General features: G+C 74.6%; 13 protein-coding genes. 4 read left to right on the top strand and 9 right to left on the bottom strand.

The features are described 5' to 3' along the window. Positions 1–40 precede the first annotated feature (40 nt). The gene (locus CUT44_RS25140) at positions 41–1,255 is read left to right on the top strand and encodes an amino acid deaminase/aldolase (RefSeq protein WP_408646793.1); all 1,215 of its coding nucleotides are present in this window, start codon (positions 41–43) and stop codon (positions 1,253–1,255) included. 62 nt (positions 1,256–1,317) lie between these two features. On the opposite strand, the gene CUT44_RS25135 is transcribed toward CUT44_RS25140, so the two are convergent. From CUT44_RS25135 to CUT44_RS25115, 5 genes are all read right to left on the bottom strand, one after another. Then, the gene (locus CUT44_RS25135; RefSeq protein WP_100204216.1) at positions 1,318–2,001 is read right to left on the bottom strand and encodes a DUF4142 domain-containing protein; all 684 of its coding nucleotides are present in this window, start codon (positions 1,999–2,001) and stop codon (positions 1,318–1,320) included. Positions 2,002–2,150: 149 nt separating this feature from the next. Beyond that, the gene (locus CUT44_RS25130; RefSeq protein ID WP_100204215.1) at positions 2,151–3,041 is read right to left on the bottom strand and encodes a DUF2510 domain-containing protein; all 891 of its coding nucleotides are present in this window, start codon (positions 3,039–3,041) and stop codon (positions 2,151–2,153) included. A gap of 50 nt (positions 3,042–3,091) precedes the next feature. After that, positions 3,092–3,898 carry a 3-oxoacyl-ACP reductase gene (locus CUT44_RS25125; protein WP_199185849.1) on the bottom strand — a complete coding sequence of 269 codons (807 nt, stop codon included), beginning with the start codon at positions 3,896–3,898 and terminating at the stop codon, positions 3,092–3,094. Positions 3,899–3,985: 87 nt separating this feature from the next. After that, complete coding sequence (locus CUT44_RS25120) at positions 3,986–5,386, bottom strand: aldehyde dehydrogenase family protein (RefSeq protein WP_100204214.1); 1,401 nt, start codon at positions 5,384–5,386, stop codon at positions 3,986–3,988. A 13-nt stretch (positions 5,387–5,399) separates the two neighbouring features. Beyond that, complete coding sequence (locus CUT44_RS25115; RefSeq protein ID WP_100204213.1) at positions 5,400–6,767, bottom strand: glutamine synthetase family protein; 1,368 nt, start codon at positions 6,765–6,767, stop codon at positions 5,400–5,402. A gap of 234 nt (positions 6,768–7,001) precedes the next feature. Here CUT44_RS25115 and CUT44_RS25110 point away from each other — a divergent pair, with 234 nt between their 5' ends. Continuing rightward, positions 7,002–7,784 (top strand): gamma-glutamyl-gamma-aminobutyrate hydrolase family protein, encoded by a 783-nt coding sequence (locus tag CUT44_RS25110; protein WP_233221650.1) that lies wholly within the window; start codon positions 7,002–7,004, stop codon positions 7,782–7,784. On the opposite strand, the gene CUT44_RS25105 is transcribed toward CUT44_RS25110, so the two are convergent. Next, on the bottom strand, positions 7,738–8,484 hold the full coding sequence (locus tag CUT44_RS25105) for a helical backbone metal receptor (RefSeq protein WP_100204211.1): 747 nt from the start codon (positions 8,482–8,484) through the stop codon (positions 7,738–7,740). The genes CUT44_RS25110 and CUT44_RS25105 overlap by 47 nt on opposite strands. Before the next feature lie 176 nt (positions 8,485–8,660). Between CUT44_RS25105 and CUT44_RS25100 the strand changes: the two genes are divergently transcribed. Together CUT44_RS25100 and CUT44_RS25095 are read left to right on the top strand one after the other, a co-directional pair. Then, complete coding sequence (locus CUT44_RS25100; RefSeq protein ID WP_158239665.1) at positions 8,661–9,329, top strand: DUF4360 domain-containing protein; 669 nt, start codon at positions 8,661–8,663, stop codon at positions 9,327–9,329. An 86-nt stretch (positions 9,330–9,415) separates the two neighbouring features. Continuing rightward, complete coding sequence (locus CUT44_RS25095; protein ID WP_233221649.1) at positions 9,416–10,363, top strand: 5'-3' exonuclease; 948 nt, start codon at positions 9,416–9,418, stop codon at positions 10,361–10,363. A gap of 381 nt (positions 10,364–10,744) precedes the next feature. Here the strand turns inward: CUT44_RS25095 and CUT44_RS25090 are convergent, their stop codons facing one another. Genes CUT44_RS25090 through tatC form a run of 3 tightly spaced genes read right to left on the bottom strand, consistent with a single transcriptional unit; the run spans position 10,745 to position 15,466 of the window. Continuing rightward, positions 10,745–13,570 carry a DEAD/DEAH box helicase gene (locus CUT44_RS25090; RefSeq protein ID WP_100204209.1) on the bottom strand — a complete coding sequence of 942 codons (2,826 nt, stop codon included), beginning with the start codon at positions 13,568–13,570 and terminating at the stop codon, positions 10,745–10,747. A gap of 46 nt (positions 13,571–13,616) precedes the next feature. Beyond that, positions 13,617–14,531, bottom strand: coding sequence for a diacylglycerol kinase (locus CUT44_RS25085; protein ID WP_100204208.1), 915 nt, complete (start codon positions 14,529–14,531; stop codon positions 13,617–13,619). Between the two features lie 17 nt (positions 14,532–14,548). Then, positions 14,549–15,466 carry a twin-arginine translocase subunit TatC gene (gene tatC / locus CUT44_RS25080; protein WP_233221648.1) on the bottom strand — a complete coding sequence of 306 codons (918 nt, stop codon included), beginning with the start codon at positions 15,464–15,466 and terminating at the stop codon, positions 14,549–14,551. Positions 15,467–15,597 lie beyond the last annotated feature (131 nt).

Here is a 15,597-nt window from a genome sequence, read left to right as displayed (position 1 = left end):
GGGCTGTCCCGGGCCCTGCCGCCTCTGGCAGGCTGCCGGGATGTTCGAGTTGACCGCTGATCCCGCCGTCGACCGGGCCCGCTACGACCGGGCCACCGTCCATCTGGACGCGCCGCTCGCGGTCGTCGACCTGGCCGCGTTCGACGCCAACGCCACCGATCTGGTGCGCCGGGCAGGCGGCAAGCCGGTCCGGGTGGCGAGCAAGTCCGTGCGCTGCCGGGCCCTGCTGGAGCGGGCGCTGGCACGGGACGGGTTCGCCGGTGTCATGAGCTTCACCCTCGCCGAGTCGCTGTGGCTGGCCCGCTCCGGGTGCCGCGACGTACTGCTCGCCTACCCGTCGGCGGACCGGGCCGGATACGCCGAGCTGGCCGGCGACCCCGAACTGGCCGCGGCCGTGACGGTGCTGGTCGACGACCCGGCCCAGCTCGCGCTGATCGACGCCGCGCGCGACGGCGGGCGGGAGGAGATCCGGGTCTGCCTGGAACTGGACACCTCCCTGCGGCTGCTGGGCGGCCGGCTGCGGTTCGGCGCCCGGCGCTCGCCGCTGCGCTCCCCCGCCGAACTGGCCGCGCTGGCCCGTTCGGTGGTGCGCCGCCCCGGCTTCCGGCTGGTGGGGCTGATGGCCTACGAGGGGCACATCGCAGGGGTGGGCGACGCGGTGCCCGGCCGTCCGCTGCGGTCGCGGGCGGTGCGGCTGATGCAGTCCGCCGCGCGGCGCGAGCTGGCCGGGCGGCGGGCGGCCGCGGTGCGGGCGGTACGGGCGGTCGCGCCGGACCTGGAGTTCGTCAACGGCGGCGGCACCGGGAGCGTGCAGCACACCGCCGCCGAGGAGGCGGTCACCGAGGTCGCCGCGGGCTCGGGGCTGCTGCTGCCGCGGCTGTTCGACCACTACACCGCGTTCTCCGGCCGTCCGGCGGCGCTGTTCGCGCAGCCGGTGGTGCGGCGTCCCGGGGTGGGCGTGGTGACGGTGCTCGGCGGCGGCTACCCGGCCTCCGGTCCCGCGGGCCGGGACCGGCTGCCGGTGCCGTACCTGCCCGCCGGGCTGCGCTACGACCCGGCGGAGGGGCCGGGCGAGGTGCAGACCCCGCTGCTCGGGCCGGCCGCGGACGACCTGCTGCTCGGGGACAGGGTGTGGTTCCGGCACGCCAAGGCCGGGGAGCTGTGCGAGCGCTTCGCCGCGCTCCACCTGATCGAGGGCGACAAGGTGGTGGCGACGGTGCCGACGTACCGCGGTGAGGGCCGTACCTTCCTGTGAGCCGGGGCCCGGCCCGCTCCGTCTGCCGCGGGGACGGGCCGGGCACCTCACCGGGGCCCGTCTCACTCGGACGGGGTGACGGCCTCCTCCACCTCCTCGAAGGTCTCGGGCTCCACCAGCCCGGTGTCCTCCAGCACCTCCAAGTGGTCCAGGACCGTCTGGTTGGCCTGCCGGGAGTGCCTGCGGATCAGGTCGTTCTGGGTGGCGGCACGCACCTCGCCGATGGTGGCGAAGATCTTGCCGTGCGAGGAGCGCAGCAGGTTGGCGAAGAGCCGGTCGAACTCCTCGCCGTGGGCCTGCTCCAGCTGCTTGACCCACCCCTGCTGCTCCTCGGTGGCCTCATTGGGGATCTTGACCCCGAGGATCTTGGCGTCCTCGCGCACGAGCTGGTCGAGCTTGGAGTGACCGTCGATCAGATGCAGCCCCGCGCGCTTGACGGCCTCGCTGGACGCGTTGGTCTGGGCGAGCCTGCCGGCCGGTATCTCCCACAGTCCGGCCTGCCGGACCTTGACGAGGAAGTCCTCGTCCACATCGGTGACCGGGCCCACATTCCCGGTTCCGCTCCCGCTGTCCTGTGAGTTGACCGCGGCGGAGTTGTGCCCCTCCTCGGCCTGGCTGCTGCCGGACTGCAGGGAGATCAGCACGGGGATCGCCGCGAGTACGAGCAGCGCCGCCACGGCGGTGGCCACCGCGCGTGGCGGCAGCCCCCGCCTGCTGACTCTGCGGCTGGAACGGTTCGGGCGCATGGATCCTCCTCGTTGCACTGCCTCGTTCCCCGGCGGTACGCGAGAGGCGGACGGGGCGTTCACCGCCGTCCGAAAACACGCACGGGAATGAGCAAAACGCGGTTCACCGAGCCCGCCGGGCCACCGGGCCCCGAGCCGCCGACCGGTGCTCAGACCTCCATGCCGGGGCCGTCGGCGGCCCGGACACCCGACACGATGCGGTCCATCTCGGCGGGGGAGGGGGCGTCGGCGTGGACGTCGAAGCCCAGCCGCATCACCAGCAGCCGGCCGCCGTCCGGTGCGGGGAAGACGACCGACTCCACGTACGCGTCGGGTTCGAGCCGGTTGTCGATCCGCCAGCGGATCCGGTGGCCGCGCTGTCCGGCGACGGTGACCTCGCCGGAGGAGACGACCTGGTGGCCGGCGACCCCGCCGTACGCCTTGGCGTCGTAGGACTCCTCGGCGTTGCGGGCGATGTCCGCCTCGGCCACCGCCTCGGGGTCGGTCCCCGCCCCGGGGTCGGCGGGCCGTACGGAGACCCCGCCGCGGACACAGCCCAGGGACGTGTCCCCCGGGCACGGGTAGGAGCCGCTCGACAGCCAGATCCCCGTGTCGGTCCGCGCCTGGCTCCAGCCCTCGGGCACGGGCACGCTGACACCGTTGGTCCGGTCGACCGCGGTGCCGGGACCGTCGCCGTCCGGCGGCACGTCCTCGGAGTCCTCCGGGCCCTCGCCCGGAGTGCCGTCTTCCGTCGGATCGCCGCCGGGGTTCTTGTCGGCGCCGGTGCCGCCGCCGGGACGCGCCCGGTCGCCGGCTTCCCCCGAGCCGCCCAGCAGGAGCAGCGTCCCGGCGACGAGCGCGGTCACCACGACCGCGGCGGCGATGACGGCGGCCACCAGCGGGCCGCGCGACGGCCGCTCCGGTGGCGGGGGGACCTGCGGAGGGAGGCCGGCCGGGAAGCGGGTGTGGGCGGTCCAGGCGGAGCCGTCCCACCAGCGTTCCGGTGCCGGTCCGGGGCCGGTGTGCCCGGGGTCCGGATGCCAGCCGGGCGGCGTCGTCATGCTCACGGGTGAACAGTAGTGGCTGTGCGCGCTCCGCAGTACGGGCCGTGCTACAGCGGGGTCACGTAGGCGCCCGAGATCCCGCCGTCCACCAGGAACTCGGCGGCGTTGACGAACGAGGAGTCGTCGCTGGCCAGGAAGGCGACGGCGGCCGCGATCTCCTCGGGCCGGGCGAAGCGGCCCATGGGGACGTGGACCAGCCGCCGCCGCGCCCGCTCGGGGTCCTTCGCGAACAGCTCCCGCAGCAGCGGGGTGTCGACCGGTCCGGGGCACAGGGCGTTGACCCGGATGCCCTCCCGGGCGAACTGCACGCCCAGCTCCCGGGACATCGCCAGCACCCCGCCCTTGGAGGCGGTGTAGGAGATCTGCGAGGTGGCGGCACCCAGGACGGCGACGAAGGAGGCTGTGTTGATGATCGAGCCGCGGCCCTGGCGCCGCATGTACGGCAGGACGTGCCTGCAGCACAGGTACACCGAGGTGAGGTTGGTCTCCTGCACCCGCCGCCAGGCGTCCAGGCCGGTGGTGAGGATGGAGTCGTCGTCGGGCGGGGAGATGCCCGCGTTGTTGAAGGCGACGTCGACCGAGCCGTAGGTCCCGTACGCGGTCTCGAAGAGCGCCTCGACCTGACCGGGGTCGGTGACGTCGGCGGCGACGTACAGCCCGCCGGTCTCCTCGGCGGCGGCCCGGCCGCGCTCGGGGTCGATGTCGGCGCAGACCACCTGGGCGCCCTCGGCGGCCAGCCGGCGGGCGCCGGCCAGTCCGATGCCGCTGCCCGCCCCGGTGACGACGGCGGTACGGCCCACCAGCCGGCGGCAGACGGTGGCCGCCGGGCCGGCCACGGCCGTCTCGGCGCCCACCGCCTCCCCCACCGGCGCACCCGCCGTCCCGCCCGCCGTACCGCGGGCCGCCCCGTCCGCCGGTTCCCCTGCCGCTGCGGTCAATGCTCACTCCTCCGTGCCGATGAAGACGTTCTTGGTCTCGGTGAAGGCGGCCAGCGCGTCCGGGCCGAGTTCACGGCCGAGGCCGGACTGCTTGTAGCCGCCGAAGGGGGTCCAGTAGCGCACGCTGCTGTGGGAGTTGACGGAGAGGTTGCCCGCGGCGACGGCGCGCGCCGTGCGCAGGGCGCGGGAGAGGTCACGGGTCCACACCGAGCCGGACAGGCCGTAGTCGCCGGCGTTGGCCAGCCGGACGGCCTCGGCCTCGTCGTCGAAGGGGAGGACGACGGCGACGGGGCCGAACACCTCCTCCACCGCGACGGGGTCGTCCGGCCGGGCGTCGGTGAGGACGGTCGCCGGATACCAGTAGCCGGGTCCGGAGGGCACCTTCCCGCGGATGGCGGCGGGGGCGTCCTCGGGGACGTGGGAGCGGACCCGCTCGCGGTGGGCGGCGGAGATCAGCGGGCCCATCATGGTGGCGGGATCGGCCGGGTCGCCGGCGGTGAACGCGTGGACGGCCGGTTCCAGCAGCTCCAGGAAGCGGTCGTACACGGACCGCTGGACCAGGACGCGGCTGCGGGCGCAGCAGTCCTGTCCGGAGTTGTCCAGGAAGGAGGCGGGTGCGGCGGCTGCGGCGCGTTCGAGGTCGGCGTCGGCGAAGACGATGTTGGGGCTCTTGCCGCCCAGCTCCAGTGTCACGCGTTTCACCCGGGCCGCGCAGCGGGCCATGATCTCCTTCCCGACGGCCGTGGAGCCGGTGAAGACGACCTTGGCGACCCCCGGGTGCTCCACCAGCGCGGTGCCCGTGACCGGCCCGGCGCCGGGCAGTACCTGGAACAGGTGCTCGGGAAGGCCCGCCGCCAGGGCGAGTTCGGCCAGCCGCAGCGCGGTGAGCGGGGTGGTCTCGGCGGGTTTGAGGAGGACGGCGTTGCCCGCGGCCAGCGCCGGGGCGGTGCCCCAGGCGGCGACGGGCATGGGGAAGTTCCAGGGGGCGATGACGGCGACGACGCCGAGCGGCTCGGCGAAGGTGAGGTCGACCCCGCCCGCGACGGGGATCTGGCGGCCGGTCAGCCGCTCCACTCCCCCGGCCGCGTACTCCAGCAGATCGCGGACGTTGCCCGCCTCCCAGCGCGCGTTGCCGACCGGGTGCCCGGCCTCGCGCACCTCCAGGGCGGCCAGCTCGTCCAGGTGGTCGTCGACGGCGGCGGCGAAGCGGCGCAGCAGCCGGGCCCGGTCGCCGGGGGCGAGGGCCGCCCAGCGCTCCTGCGCGGCGGCGGCCCGCCGGACGGCCGCGCCGACCCCGGCGGGCGGGGTGGCGGGGACGGTCGCGATCACCTCCCCGGTGGCCGGGTTGCGCACCCGGTGCTCGTGTTCGTGTCCGGCACCGGTTCCGGGAAGCGTCCGGGGCACGGCCGTCCTCCTCTCACATCCGCTCGAAGGAGCGGTAGCGCTCCCAGTCCGTGACGGCCGTGTCGTACGCCTCCTGCTCGACGCGGGCCATGTTGGCGTAGTGCTCGACCACCTCCTCGCCGAAGGCCTCCCGGGCGAGCCGGCTGTCCCGCCACAGTGCGGCGGCCTCGCGCAGGGTGGCCGGGACCCGCTCGGCGCCGCCGGCGTAGGCGTTGCCGGTGCACGGCCCGGGGAGTTCCAGTCCGTGCTCGACGCCGTGCAGCCCGGCCGCGATCATGCCCGCGACGGCCAGGTACGGGTTGACGTCGCCGCCGGGGAGGCGGTTCTCCAGCCGCAGCGAGGCGCCGTGGCCGACGATCCGCAGGGCGCAGGTGCGGTTGTCCGGTCCCCAGGCGACGGCGGTGGGGGCGAAGGAGCCGGGCCGGAAGCGCTTGTAGGAGTTGACGTTGGGTGCGTACAGCAGGGTGAACTCGCGCAGCGTGGCGAGCTGCCCGGCCAGGAAGTGCCTCATCAGGCCCGACATGCCGTGCGGGGCGTCGTCGTCGGCGAGGACGGGCCGGCCGTCGGCGTCGCGCAGCGAGAGGTGGATGTGGCAGGAATTGCCCTCGCGCTCGTCGTACTTGGCCATGAAGGTGAGCGCCACGCCCTCCTGGGCGGCGATCTCCTTGGCGCCGGTCTTGTAGACGGAGTGCTGGTCGCAGGTGGTCAGCGCGTCGGCGTAGCGGAAGACGATCTCGTGCTGGCCGAGGTTGCACTCGCCCTTGGCGGACTCCACCGCCATCCCGGCGGCGGCCATCTCGTTGCGGATGCGGCGCAGCAGCGGCTCGATCCGGCCGGTGCCCAGCACGGAGTAGTCCACGTTGTACTGGTTGGCCGGGGTCAGGCCGCGGTAGCCGCGCTCCCAGGCCGACTCGTAGGTGTCGCGGAAGACGAGGAACTCCAGCTCGGTGCCCGCGTACGCGCGCCGGCCGTGCCCGGCCAGCCGGTCGAGCTGGCGGCGCAGCACCTGGCGCGGCGAGGCGGCCACGGGCGTCCCGTCGTGCCAGGCGAGGTCGGCGGTGATCAGGGCCGTGCCCGGGTTCCAGGGGGTCAGGCGCAGGGTGGCCGGGTCGCCGTGCAGGGCGAAGTCCCCGTAGCCCTTCTCCCAGGAGGACATGGCGTAACCGTCGACGGTGTTCATGTCGGCGTCCACGGCGAGCAGGTAGTTGCAGCCCTCGGTGCCGTGTTCGAGCACCTCGTCGAGGAAGAACGGGGCGGCGAACCGCTTGCCCTGGAGTCTGCCCTGCATGTCGGTGAAGGCCAGGACGACGGTGTCGATGTCCCCGGCCGCCACCCGCCGCCTCAGCTCCTCGGCGGTGAGCGGGGATCTGGGGTCTGCCAACGGAGTCTCCTGTCGGGGTGGGCGGGGATGCCTCGGCGGCACCGCCGGACAAGCCCACCTCTGCCCCCTGGGCGCCCTTCTCACGCCTCCCGGCGGGGACGCGTCCGCGAGGAGGGACCGGCGGCACCGCCCCGACAGCCCGGCTTGCCCCGGCTCCCGCGCCGGAACAGGATCGGGACTGCCCGGTACGGCGGCCCGCCGTACCGGGACACGGACGGCCGACCGGAGGTTCGCGTGCCCGCCCCGCTCATCGGTGTCAGCACCTATCTGGAGTCCTCGGTGCGGTGGGGGGTGTGGGACCAGCCCGCCGCGCTGCTGCCCGCCGGGTACCACCGGCTGGTCCAGCGGGCGGGCGGCCTGGCCGCGCTGCTGCCGCCGGACGCCGCGCCCGGCGCCGCCGCCGACGCGGTGGCGCGGCTGGACGGCCTGGTGATCGCGGGCGGCCCGGACGTGGAGCCCGCCCGCTACGGGGCCGCGCCGCGCCCGGAGACCGGGCCGCCCGCGCGGGAACGGGACGCCTGGGAGCTCGCCCTGATCGGGGCCGCGCTGGCGGCCGGACTGCCGCTGTTGGGGATCTGCCGCGGGACGCAGCTGCTCAACGTCGCCCTGGGCGGCACCCTGGTCCAGCATCTGACGGGCCACCAAGGACCGGACGGTGTCTTCGGCACCCACACCGTCACCCCGGTGCCGGGCACGGAGCTGGCCCGGGTGCTGGGCGGGGAGTCCTCCGGGGAGGGCTGGGGGGACGGCGGCGGGGACGGCGGCGGGGAGGGCGCCCGGAGTATGGCGGTGCCCACCTACCACCACCAGGCCGTGGACCGGCTCGGGGACGGGCTGGTGGTCGGCGCCCGCGCCGCGGACGGCACCGTCGAGGCGGTCGAACTGCCGGGGGCGGCCGGCTGGACCCTGGGGGTGCAGTGGCACCCGGAGGCGGACACCGGTGCGGACGTGCGGGTGATGCGCGCGCTGGTCAGCGCGGCGGAGCGGCGGGCACGGCGGCGGCCAGCGCCGCGCTGAGCACCGCGGGCGCCTCGGCCAACGTGGGCCCGTACCAGGTCAGATGCCGTCCGCTGACGAGCGCGGCGGGCAGCCGGGGGAACGCCTCGGGGCCGTCGGCGGCGGTGAAGCGGTACGGCTCGTCGGGGAGGACGGCCAGCCCGGCCCGGCCCGGCTCGTTCAGCTCCGCGATCCCCACCCGGGGGTACCGCTCGGGGTGACCGGCGTACGCGTTGCGCACCCCGAGGCGGGCCAGTACGTCACCGGCGAAGGTGTCCCGGCCGAGCACCATCCACGGCCGCCGCCAGACGGGCACGACGGCGGTGGTGTCGAAGGCCGGCCGGAGGGACCGCCAGACCTCCTCGGCCTCGTCCAGCCAGGCGGGCCGGGGCAGTCCGCAGCCGGCGGTCAGCACCCGGTCCAGCTCGGTGAACGCCTGTGGGAGCGTGCGGACCTCGGTGACCAGCACCGCCAGTCCGGCCGCCCGCAGGGCGGCGAGGTCGGCCGGGCGGTTCTCCTCCTCGTTGGCCAGGACGAGATCGGGGGCGAGGGCGGCGATCCGCGCCACGTCGGGGTTCTTGGTGCCCCGCACCCGTGGCACGTCCAGGCCGGCCGGGTGGACGCACCAGTCGGTGGCCCCGGCCAGCAGCTCCGGCGCGGTGGCGGCGACGGCCTCGGTCAGCGAGGGGACGAGCGAGACGACCCGGCGGACGGTTCCCATCGCGCCACCGTACCGGGGCTCCGCCGCCCGCCCCGACCGGTGGACGGCGGGCCGGCTGGTTCCGGCATATACCGCCGCAGTGCGGCGCCTTGCCGGGTCTTCGTCTCACTTCTAGCATGGGAGCGCTCCCATTCATGCGGCGGACACCCGGGGAGCCATACCGACGGAGGGGCCCCATGTCCGGTGTTCTCGCCGCGGGAGCCACAGTCCTGGCCCTGCTGACCTCAGCCCTCGTCCCCCAGGCGGCGGCGTCCGACCCCCCGGACGGCCCTCCCACCGAGCGGGTGCGGGCCGACCTCGCCCGGGTCAACGGCTCGGGCTGCCCGCAGGGGACGGTCGCGGTCGCGGTGGCCCCCGACAACTCGGGCTTCAACCTCTTCTACAGCAGCCACACAGCCCGCGTGGGCCTGGGGTCGGCCCCGGTGGACTTCCGGAAGAACTGCCAAGTCGCTCTGGACTTCCGCGTCCCCGACGGCTGGACCATCGCCGTGCAGTGGCCCGCCGAGCACCACGGCTACGCGTATCTGGAGGAGGGCGCGTCCGCCACGCTGAAGACGGCCCTCCGCTACGAGGGGCAGGAGCCCGGGCCCGCCTTCACCCATGAGTTCAGCGGCCCCTACGACGAACTGTTGTTCGTCAGGGAGGGTGACGCCCGGGAGACCCCGCCTTACCGGGCCCTCTGCCCCGAGGACGGCACGGTCCGGCTGGTCGTCGACTCGAGGCTGCGCGTACTCGCCGGAACCTCGGATCCGGAGACGACCTCCAGCTTCATCGGCCTCGACGCGACGTCCTGGCCGGTGGGCTCCCTCTACGACCTCTCCTGGTCCCGCTGCCCCGGGGAGTGAGCGTTCGCCCCGGGCGGGCCGTGTCGGCGGTGTCGGTGGTGTCGGTGGTGTCGGTGGTGTCGGTGGTGTCGGCCATGATGGCTCCCATGACCACGCCGCGAAAGTGTCTGCTGCTCGACACCGCATCCCTGTACTACCGCGCCTACTTCGGGGTCCCGGAATCGGTGAAGGCCCCCGACGGCACCCCGGTCAACGCGGTGCGCGGGCTGCTGGACTTCATCGCCCGCCTGGTGCGCGACCACCGCCCGGACGAGTTGGTCGCCTGTACGGACAACGACTGGCGGCCCGCGTGGCGGGTGGCACTGGTGCCCTCCTACAAGGCGCACCGGGTGGCGGAGGAGTCCGCCGGCGGCCCGGACACGGCGGGGGCCTCCCCGGCGGAGGAGACACCGGACACCCTGGCACCGCAGATCCCGGTGATCGAGGCGGTGCTGGACGCGGTCGGCATCGCCCGGGTCGGCGCGGACGGCTACGAGGCCGACGACGTCATCGGCACCCTGGTGCGCCGGGCCGGCGGGCCGGCGGACGTCGTCACCGGTGACCGCGACCTGTTCCAGCTGGTGGACGACGCGCGCGGGGTGCGGGTCCTCTACCCCGTCAAGGGCATGGGCGATCCTCTGGTCGTCGACGAGGCGGGCCTGCGCGAGAAGTACGGCGTCGCGAGCGGGGCGGCGTACGCGGACCTGGCGCTGCTCCGCGGCGACCCCAGCGACGGCCTGCCGGGCGTCCCCGGGGTCGGCGAGAAGACCGCGGCCCGGCTGCTGGAGGCGTACGGGGACCTGGACGGCATCCTGGCCGCCGTCGGCGACCCCGCCTCCGGGCTGACCCCCGCCCAGCGCCGGAAGCTGGACGCGGCACGGGAGTACCTGACCGTGGCGCCGAAGGTGGTACGGGTGGCGGAGGACGTACCGCTGCCCCGGTTCGACCCGACGCTCCCGGCCGAGCCGCTGCACGCCCAGGAGCTCCAGGAGCTGGCCGAACGGTGGGGGCTGGGCGGCTCACTGCGGCGGCTGCTGGACGCCCTGGCGGGGTGAGTCCGCATGGCAGGCGCGGCCCCGGCCGGGGCCACCGCGTACGGGCTTCCGGACGACGCGGTCACTTCCCCTGCCTCCGGCGGGGGTACTCCACCCCCGCACTTCAGCGGGGAGACCCCCACCCCCGCGCCCCGACGGGGAAGAACCCACCCCGCCTTAGGAGGGATTCCGGCAGCAGGACGGGCCGCGGTCCGGGAGGAGCGGACCGGCGCGGCACCGAGTGTGCCGCGCAGCCGGCCGCCGAAGCCGGGACCTCTGCCGCTTCGCGGCTCTCCACGGCTCTGCCGCGCGATTCGTCCGAGCGGTGGGGGTGGTCCCGGCAGGCCACGACGGGCCACCGCGTTGACCCGGGCCGCGGCCCGCCGTGGCCGTCCGGCGAGGTCAGCCGACCGAGCTGTACGCCACCACCCCGCGCAGCAGCTTCTCGGCGGCCCGGCGGGCGCCGCGGGCGACCGTGCCGCCCTCCGGGGCCGCCGCGGCGATCTGCCCGAGGACGTCGACGAGCTGCTTGCACCAGCGGACGAAGTCACCGGCGGGCATCTCGGCCTGCCGCAGCACCGCGTCCAGACCGTCGCCCTCCGCCCAGCGGTAGGCGGCCCAGGCGAAGCCCAGGTCGGGTTCGCGCTGGCCGACGCCCTCGGACTGGTTGATCCGGTGCTGCTCCTCCAGGGCGTCCAGCCGGCCCCAGATGCGGACCATCTCGCCGAGCGCGTGCCTGGCCTTCCCGCCGGGCAGGGTGGGCGGCAGGGCGTCGTCGGCGGAGCGGGCCTCGTAGACCAGGGCGGAGGCGCAGGCCGCCAGCTCGGCCGGGGACAGCCCCTCCCAGACCCCCTCCCGCAGGCACTCGCTCGCCAGCAGGTCCAGCTCGCCGTAGAGCCGGGCCAGCCGCCTGCCGTCCTCGGTCACCTCGTCGCCGCGCAGATAGCCCAGGTCGCTCAGGAGGGCGTAGACCCGGTCGAAGGTGCGGGCGATGGTGTTCGTCCGGCCCTCGATGCGGCGCTCCAGCTGCCGGGTGTCGCGCTTGAGGCGCAGATAGCGCTCGGCCCAGCGGGCGTGGTCCTCCCGCTGGTCGCAGCCGTGGCAGGGGTGGGCCCGGATGGCCTTGCGCAGCCGGGCGAGCTCGGTGTCGTCGGCCGCCTCCGAGCGCTGCCGACGGCGACCGCGCCCCGGTGCCGGGTCCGCTCCCCGGGCGTTCCCGGCCTTCGTCCGCAGCGCGGAGGCCAGATCGCGGCGGGACTGCGGGCTGCGCGGGTTGAAGGACCGGGGGATCCGCATCCGCTCCAGCGGTTCCACGGGGACCGGGAAGTCGACCGGGGCCAGCCGCTTCACCTGCCGCTCGGCGGTGAGCACCAGCGGGCGCGGGCCCTCCTGGTGGTCCCAGCCGCGGTGGCCGCCGGTGCTCCGCCCGGCCGGGACGCCCGGATCCAGCACGAGCGCCAGCCCGGCGAACTTGCCGGTGGGCACCTGGATCACATCGCCCGGCCGGAGCCTCTCCAGCGAGTCGGCCGCCGCCGCGCGCCGCTGGAGGGCACCCTGCCGGGCCAGCTCGGTCTCGCGGTCCTTCAGCTCCCGCCGCAGCCGCGCGTACTCCTCGAAGTCGCCCAGGTGGCAGGTCATCGCCTCGCGGTAGCCCGCCAGGCCCTCCTCGTTGCGCTGCACCTTCCGGGAGATCCCGACGACCGCGCGGTCGGCCTGGAACTGCGCGAAGGAGGTCTCCAGCAACTCGCGCGAGCGGTGCCGCCCGAACTGCGAGACCAAGTTGACCGCCATGTTGTACGAGGGGCGGAAGGAGGAGCGCAGCGGGTAGGTGCGGGCGCCGGCGAGGCCGGCCAGCGCGCCCGGGTCCATGCCGCGCTGCCAGAGCACCACCGCGTGGCCCTCGACGTCGATGCCGCGCCGTCCGGCGCGCCCGGTGAGCTGGGTGTACTCCCCGGGGGTGATGTCGGCGTGCTGCTCGCCGTTCCACTTGACCAGCTTCTCCAGCACCACCGACCGGGCCGGCATGTTGATGCCCAGCGCCAGGGTCTCGGTGGCGAAGACGGCCTTGACCAGACCGCGGACGAACAGCTCCTCGACGACCTCCTTGAAGGTGGGCAGCATGCCCGCGTGATGCGCGGCGATGCCCCGCTCCAGGCCCTCCAGCCACTCGAAGTAGCCCAGCACGTGCAGGTCCTCGTCGGGGATGGCGGCGGTGCGCTCCTCGACGATCTCCCGCACCCGCGCCCGCTGCCCCGCGTCGTTCAGCCGCAGCCCGGCGACCAGGCACTGCTGCACGGCCGCCTCGCAGCCCGCGCGGCTGAAGATGAAGGTGATGGCGGGCAGCAGCCCCGCGGCGTCCAGCCGCTCGATCACCTCCGGGCGGCTCGGTGTGAAGATCCGGTTGCGCTGACGCCGCTCCCGCTCCCGGTCGGCCTCACGCACCGGTTTCCCGCGCCGCCGGTCGCGGAAGGCCGGCAGCCGGCTGTTCTCCAGCTGGGCCATGCGCACCAGGTCCGGATTGACCTCGCGGCGGCCGCCCTTCTCCTCGAACAGGTCGTACATCCGCCGCCCGGCCAGCACGTGCTGCCACAGCGGCACCGGCCGGTGCTCGGAGACGATCACCTCGGTGTCGCCGCGGACGGTGTCCAGCCAGTCGCCGAACTCCTCGGCGTTGGAGACGGTGGCCGACAGCGACACCAGTGTCACCGAGTCGGGGAGGTGGATGATGACCTCCTCCCAGACCGCGCCGCGGAAGCGGTCGGAGAGGTAGTGGACCTCGTCCATCACCACGTATCCCAGACCGGCCAGCGCCTGGGAGCCGGCGTAGAGCATGTTCCGCAGGACCTCGGTGGTCATCACGATCACCGGGGCGTCGGAGTTGATGCTGTTGTCCCCCGTCAGCAGGCCGACCCGGTCGGCGCCGTAGCGCCTGACCAGGTCGTTGTACTTCTGATTGGACAGCGCCTTGATGGGGGTGGTGTAGAAGCACTTGCGGCCCCGGCTCAGAGCCAGATGGACGGCGAACTCGCCCACGATCGTCTTGCCGGAGCCGGTGGGCGCCGCCACCAGCACGCCCTTGCCGGCCTCCAGGGCCCGGCATGCCTCCAGCTGGAACGGGTCCAGCTCGAAGTCGTACAGCTCGCGGAAGGGGGCCAGTGCGGTGGCCTGCTCGGCGGACCGCCTCCGGGCGGCGGCGTAACGCTCGGCAGGGGACATGTCCTCGGTCATCGTGCCTACGAGCCTACCGGCCGCCGCCGACAGAAGATCGGCCTTTTCATCGCGGGATGAGCGGCGGGATGAGCACCCGCACCGCCCCCGGCACCGCCCGCACCGTCAGCGGCAGGGGCCCCAACGGCTCCCCGTCGGCGTAGCCGGTCACCCCGGCGGCCCTCAGGGTGACCTTCGCCACGCGGCGCACGGTCACCGCGGGGTGGTCGAGATGGGTTCCCGCGTAGACGCGGGGAAAGACCCGCAGCAGCGTGGTGCGGCTGCACGGGCCCACCACGGTGACGTCCAGCAGCCCGTCGTCCAGCCGGGCGCCGGGGCAGATCCGCATGCCGCCGCCGTAGGAGGGCCCGTTGCCGACCGCGACCAGGACGGCCTCCAGCTCGCGGGTCTCGCTCCCGGGCCCGTCCCCGAAGGTGATGCGGTACGGGACGGTGCGCAGCGCGGCCAGCTCGGCCAGCACCGCCAGGTCGTAGCGGAGCCGCCCGGCGGGCCACCGCATGCGGTTGCCCCGGTCGTTGACGCGGGAGTCGAAGCCCGAGGCCAGCACGCTGCCGAACCAGCGTCCGCCGACGCGTCCGAGGTCGACGGCCCGGCTCTCCCCCGCCTTGAGCGCCTCGGCGATCACCCGTCCCGCCCCGGCCGGGTCACGGACCGGCAGGTCCAGGGCGCGGGCGATGTCGTTGCCGGTGCCCACCGCGACGACGCCCAGCGGGGTGCCCGTGCCCGCCACCGCCTGGAGGGCCAGGGAGGCCATGCCGTCCCCGCCGACGGCGATCAGGGCGCCGGTGCCGTCGCGGACCGCCGCTCGGGCCCGGTCCAGCGCGTCGGCGGCGTCGGTGCCGACGACCGTGCGGACGGCGAAGCCCGCCTCCCGCAGCGCGCGGGCGGCGGGCCGGGCGGCGCCCGCGCCCCGGCCGCGGCCCGCGGCGGGGTTGACGAACAGGGTGATCTCGCCGGTCACGCGCGGACGACAGTCGCTCAGGTGGCGTCGTCGTAGCCGTTCCGCCGGACCGGTCCGGAATCGCCGCCTCCGTCGGTGCGGGCGCCGGGGGCGGCGGGGGCCTCGACCGGGTCCACCGCGCCGACCGTCTCCGGGGTGTGGTCGAGCGGTGACGCCTCGTCGTCACTCAGACCGGCGTACGGGTCCCGGCGACGGCGACGGCGGTCGTTGAACAGGCAGACCCCGACGGCGGCGAAGTACAGCAGCACGATCGGCGCGGCCAGGGCGCCCATGGTCAGCGGGTCGCCGGTCGGGGTGGCGAGGGCGGAGAAGACCGCAATGGACACCACCATGATCCGCCACCAGCCGAGCAGCTTGCGGCCGGTGACGATCCCGCCGAAGTTCAGCATCACCAGTACCAGCGGCAGCTCGAAGGCCAGCCCGAAGACGATCACCATCCGCGTGATGACGTCGAGGAAGTCGTCGAGCGGGATGAAGTTGCCGGCGCCCTGGGGGGTGAACTCGATCAGGGTCTTGGCCATCGTCGGCAGGATCAGGTACGCCAGGTAGGCGCCGCCCAGGAAGAGCGGCACACCGGCCGCGACGAAGCCGCGCGCGTACTTCTTCTCGTGGCTGTGCAGGCCGGGGGCGAGGAAGGCCCACAACTGGTAGAGCCAGACCGGGGAGGCGAGCACCATACCGGTGGTGAGGCCGACCTTGAGCATGACGGTGAAGGGGGAGATCATGCCGCTGAGAACGATCTCGGCGCAGGCCTCGCCCTCGTCGGACGCCTCGCCGAAGCCCTGGGTGCAGCCGACGGAGTCGCGGAGGGGATCGGTGAGGAAGTCGGCGATCTGCTTGTAGTAGACCAGCCCGACGACGGTGACGGCCAGGATGGCCAGCACCGACTTCATCAGGCGGTTGCGCAGCTCCCGCAGGTGCTCCGCGAGCGGCATGCGCCCCTCGGGATCCGGCTGCGCTCTCCCCTTTTTGCGGGCGGACTTGAGCAACCCACGTCCTCGGTGTCAGTGGTCTTCGGATGTCTGGACGACACCGGCTCCGGCACCGCCGCCGGTCACCGGGCCCG

This window comes from Streptomyces carminius, assembly GCF_002794255.1.
Classification (GTDB): domain Bacteria; phylum Actinomycetota; class Actinomycetes; order Streptomycetales; family Streptomycetaceae; genus Streptomyces; species Streptomyces carminius.
Note: the sequence above shows the minus strand (reverse complement) of the source record. Positions and strands in the feature narration are given on the sequence as shown.

Excerpts from the sequence above, each read along its gene's own strand:
- CUT44_RS25100 (WP_158239665.1), top strand. The coding sequence starts at position 8,661 with ATGTCCGGTGTTCTCGCCGCGGGAGCCACAGTCCTGGCCCTGCTGACC.
- CUT44_RS25090 (WP_100204209.1), bottom strand. The coding sequence starts at position 13,570 with ATGACCGAGGACATGTCCCCTGCCGAGCGTTACGCCGCCGCCCGGAGG.
- CUT44_RS25095 (WP_233221649.1), top strand. The coding sequence starts at position 9,416 with ATGACCACGCCGCGAAAGTGTCTGCTGCTCGACACCGCATCCCTGTAC.
- tatC (WP_233221648.1), bottom strand. The coding sequence starts at position 15,466 with ATGCCGCTCGCGGAGCACCTGCGGGAGCTGCGCAACCGCCTGATGAAG.
- CUT44_RS25105 (WP_100204211.1), bottom strand. The coding sequence starts at position 8,484 with ATGGGAACCGTCCGCCGGGTCGTCTCGCTCGTCCCCTCGCTGACCGAG.
- CUT44_RS25135 (WP_100204216.1), bottom strand. The coding sequence starts at position 2,001 with ATGCGCCCGAACCGTTCCAGCCGCAGAGTCAGCAGGCGGGGGCTGCCG.
- CUT44_RS25140 (WP_408646793.1), top strand. The coding sequence starts at position 41 with ATGTTCGAGTTGACCGCTGATCCCGCCGTCGACCGGGCCCGCTACGAC.
- CUT44_RS25130 (WP_100204215.1), bottom strand. The coding sequence starts at position 3,041 with ATGACGACGCCGCCCGGCTGGCATCCGGACCCCGGGCACACCGGCCCC.